The organism is Gemmatimonas sp. (genome assembly GCF_044345575.1).
Classification (GTDB): Bacteria; Gemmatimonadota; Gemmatimonadetes; order Gemmatimonadales; family Gemmatimonadaceae; genus Gemmatimonas.
The window spans coordinates 1-3,793 of record NZ_JBIJAW010000309.1; the positions used below are offsets into that span (position 1 = coordinate 1).

Below are 3,793 nucleotides of genomic sequence, written 5' to 3' on the forward strand. Positions count from 1 at the left end.
GCGGCGTGAGCCCTGCCGCGGTGCAGGAAGTCATCATGGGGCACGTGCTGCAGGGTGGCACGGGGCAGGCGCCCGCCCGTCAGGCCATGCTCAAGGCCGGCGTGCCCAGCACCGCGTCTGCGCTCACTGTGAACAAGGTGTGCGGGTCCGGCCTCAAGGCCGTGATGCTCGCCGCGCAGGCCATCAAGGCTGGTGATGCGCAGGTCATCGTGGCCGGTGGTCAGGAAAGCATGAGCAACGCACCGCACTACGTGTACGGCATGCGCGGCGGCGTGAAGATCGGCGATCAGAGCATGGTCGACGGCATGATCAAGGACGGCCTCTGGTGCGGCACGTGCAACGTGCACATGGGGTCGCACGCCGAGTACACCGCCACCAAGGCGGGCGTCTCGCGCGACGAACAGGATGCCTTCGCCGCGGCGTCGCACGCCAAGGCCGTGGCGGCGCAGCAGGCGGGCAAGTTCACGGCCGAGATCGCGCCCGTGGAGATCCCCGGCAAGAAGGGCCCCACCGTCATCAGTGCCGACGAAGGACCGCGCGCCGACACGACCGCCGAATCGCTGGCCAAGCTGCGCCCCGCCTTCCCGGGCAAGGGTGACAACAGCACGCTCAGCGTGACCGCCGGCAATGCGTCGAGCCTCAACGATGGCGCTGCCGCCGTGGTGGTCACCAGCGAGGCCTACGCGCGCGAACACGGGCTCACCATCCTTGCCCGCATCACCGGCTACGCCACCGGCGCCGGCGACCCGCAGGAGCTGTTCTTCGCGCCCATCACCGCCATGAAGAATCTCATGGCGAAGAGCGGCACGAGCATCGGCGACTACGATCTCATCGAAGCCAACGAAGCCTTCGCGAGCCAGGCGCTCGCCGACGGCCGAGGGCTCGAGTGGGATGCTGATCGCGTCAACGTGAACGGCGGCGCCATCGCCCTCGGTCACCCCATCGGCGCCAGCGGCACGCGCGTGCTGGTCACGCTGCTGCATGCCCTCATCGACCGCAACCTGCGGACGGGCGTGGCCACGCTCTGCCTGGGTGGCGGCGATGCCGTGGCGCTGTCGGTGGAACGCGTTTCCTGACACCGCTCCTGACCACCGCCGCCCGCGTCCTTTGGCGGCTCGGCGCCTTCGGTGTGGCGTGGGTGCTCGCCCAGGGCATCTTCGAGTCGCTGGCGGCGCCGCTCTTCGGCGCACTTTCGCGGGCGGTGGGCGAGCCGGTGCCGATGTACCCGTTCAGCATGCTCGTTGGCGTGCTGGCCGGATGCTGGGCCGGATTCCGGTTCATGGACGAAGTGTCCTGGTCGGTGCTTGGCGTCGGCGAGGGCACCTGGAAAAGCCGCCCGCTGCTGGCGGGGGCATCGGTCGGTACGGGAGCCATACTGCTTACGGCCACCGTGTTGTGGGTCGCGCAACTACTTCGTTTCGAGACGGTCCCGCCGTCGACCTACGTGGGCGACAGCTGGACCAGTACGGCGCTGCGGCTCATGCTGGTGCTGGCCCCGGCAGCCCTGTGGGAAGAGCTGGCGTTCCGCGGCTATCTGTACGCCGTGGCCGAGGAGGCTACGCCGGCCGGGCAGGGCAGGTTGTTGGCACGTAGCGCCAGTAGTGTGGCGTTCGGTCTGGTGCATCTCATGAACCCCGGCGCCGGCGTCCGCACCACGCTCATCGTGATGCTCGCCGGCTGGTGTTTGTGTGTTGTGCGTGAACGGGTCGGGTTGCCGGCGGCGTTCACCGCACATCTGGCGTGGAACTGGGTGATGGCGGCCGTGCTCCACGTGCCCGTGAGTGGGTTACCGTTTGCGACGCCGGGGTATCGTGCCGTCGTAGATGGACCCGCGTGGCTCACCGGCGGCAGCTGGGGCCCCGAAGGCGGTGTAGTCGCCGCACTGGTGCTGGGTGGGGCGGCGGTGTGGGGGCAACGTGTCTCGCGTGCGGCCGCGCAAACTCTTTCGACGACTTCTGCAGCAAACTCCGTAGCAAATTCTGGATCAACGTCCTCGTTTACAGGAACCTGAAGCGATATGTCCGACACGATGGGTAGCGTTCAGCGCGCGGCGGTGGTTGGCGCCGGCCAGATGGGCAACGGCATCGCACACGTCTTCGCGACGAGCGGTCACGATGTCACCATGATCGACGTCAGCGCCGACGCGCTCGCGCGCGGCCGCGACACTATCGCCAAGAACCTCGAGCGTCAGGTAAAGAAGGGCGCACTGGAGGCGAGCGCCGCCGAGGCCGCGCTGGGGCGCATCACCACCGCCACGTCGCTCGAGGCGGTGGCCGCCGCGCAGATCGTGGTCGAAGCGGCTACCGAACGCACCGACCTCAAGTTCCGCATCTTCGAGGATCTCGATCGTTTCGCTCCTGACGGCGCCATCCTCGCGAGCAATACCAGCTCCATCAGCATCACCGAGATCGCCGCGCGCACCAAGCGCCCCGAACTCGTCATCGGCATGCACTTCATGAACCCGGTGCCGGTGATGCAGCTGGTGGAAGTCATCCGTGGGCTCGCCACCAGCGATGCCACCACGCAGCAGGTCATGGCGCTCTCGAAGGCGCTGGGCAAGACACCGGTGGAAGTGAACGACTTCCCGGGCTTCGTGGCCAACCGCATCCTTATGCCGATGATCAACGAGGCCATCTACTGCGTGATGGAAGGCGTGGGTACGCCGGAAGCCATCGACACGGTCATGAAGCTCGGCATGAACCACCCCATGGGGCCGCTTACCCTCGCCGACTTCATCGGGCTCGATACGTGCCTTGCCATTCTTGAAGTGCTGCACGAGGGGCTCGGTGATCCCAAGTACCGCCCGTGCCCGCTGCTGCGGAAGTACGTGGCCGCCGGGTGGTACGGCCGCAAGAGCGGTCGCGGCTTCTACCAGTACTGAGTCCCGGCCATGTCGCTTATCCCACTTACCGAAACACAGCAGGAAATCCAGCGACTCGCGCGCGAATACGCGCAGCGCGAACTGGTGGCCCTCGCCGGCGAACGCGATCGTGAATCACGTTTCGACCGGAGCATGGTGCAGCAGATGGCCGAACTCGGCTTCCTCGGCATGCTCATTCCCGAGCAGTACGAAGGGCTCGGGCTCGACGCGCAGAGCTATCTGCTCGCGCTCGAGGAGATCGCCGTGGGCGACGCGTCGGCCGCCGTCACGCTCAGCGTGCACAACTCGCTGCCCACGCAGATGATTCTCAACTTCGGCAGTGAGGCGCAGCGCGCGCACTTCCTGCCGCCCATGGCGCGCGGCGAGTGGCTGGGCGCCTTCGCGCTCTCCGAACCCGAGGCCGGGTCCGACGCGGGCAGCCTGCGGGCGCAGGCCGTGCGCGACGGTGATGCCTGGGTGCTCAACGGCACCAAGGCGTGGGTGAGTCATGGCAACGAAGCGCAGGTGATCCTCTGCATGGCCCGCACGGATTCGCCCGACGCACGCAAGGGCAGCAAGGGAATCAGCACGTTCATTCTCACGCCTGATCTCCCCGGGTTCCATCTCACCAAGAAAGAAAACAAGCTGGGCATGCGCGCGTCACCCACGCTGCAGATCGTGCTCGACAACTGCCGCGTACCGGCGGACCGCCTGCTCGGTGACGAAGGGAAGGGGCTCACCTACGCGCTCGGTTCGCTCGATCACGGGCGGCTTGGCATTGCGGCGCAGGCGATCGGCATTGCCCGCGCGGCGCTCGAAGCCAGCGTGAAGTACGTGGGCGAGCGCAAGCAGTTCGGCAAGCATATCGGCGAGTTCCAGGCCATCCAGTTCAAGCTGGCGGACATGGCCACGCGCATCACCGCGGCTCGTACA

The 3,793-nt window shown here is 67.2% G+C and carries 4 protein-coding genes; all 4 read left to right on the forward strand.

Annotated elements, in window-relative coordinates:
- Positions 1-1,076 (forward strand): acetyl-CoA C-acyltransferase (locus ACIQ6O_RS14180; protein ID WP_396208433.1); only part of this gene is annotated, 1,076 nt, incomplete at its 5' end.
- A 53-nt stretch (positions 1,077-1,129) separates the two neighbouring features.
- A complete protein-coding gene (locus ACIQ6O_RS14185) occupies positions 1,130-2,011 on the forward strand; it encodes a CPBP family intramembrane glutamic endopeptidase (protein WP_396208434.1) in 882 nt (293 codons plus the stop codon).
- An 18-nt stretch (positions 2,012-2,029) separates the two neighbouring features.
- The gene (locus tag ACIQ6O_RS14190) at positions 2,030-2,881 is read left to right on the forward strand and encodes a 3-hydroxybutyryl-CoA dehydrogenase (RefSeq protein ID WP_396208436.1); all 852 of its coding nucleotides are present in this window, start codon (positions 2,030-2,032) and stop codon (positions 2,879-2,881) included.
- 9 nt (positions 2,882-2,890) lie between these two features.
- On the forward strand, positions 2,891-3,793 hold a 903-nt coding region (locus ACIQ6O_RS14195; RefSeq protein WP_396208435.1), incomplete at its 3' end, for an acyl-CoA dehydrogenase family protein.

What these genes read in the sequence shown, in the direction of transcription:
- ACIQ6O_RS14190 (WP_396208436.1), top strand. Translation starts at nt 2,030, where the DNA reads ATGGGTAGCGTTCAGCGCGCGGCGGTGGTTGGCGCCGGCCAGATGGGC.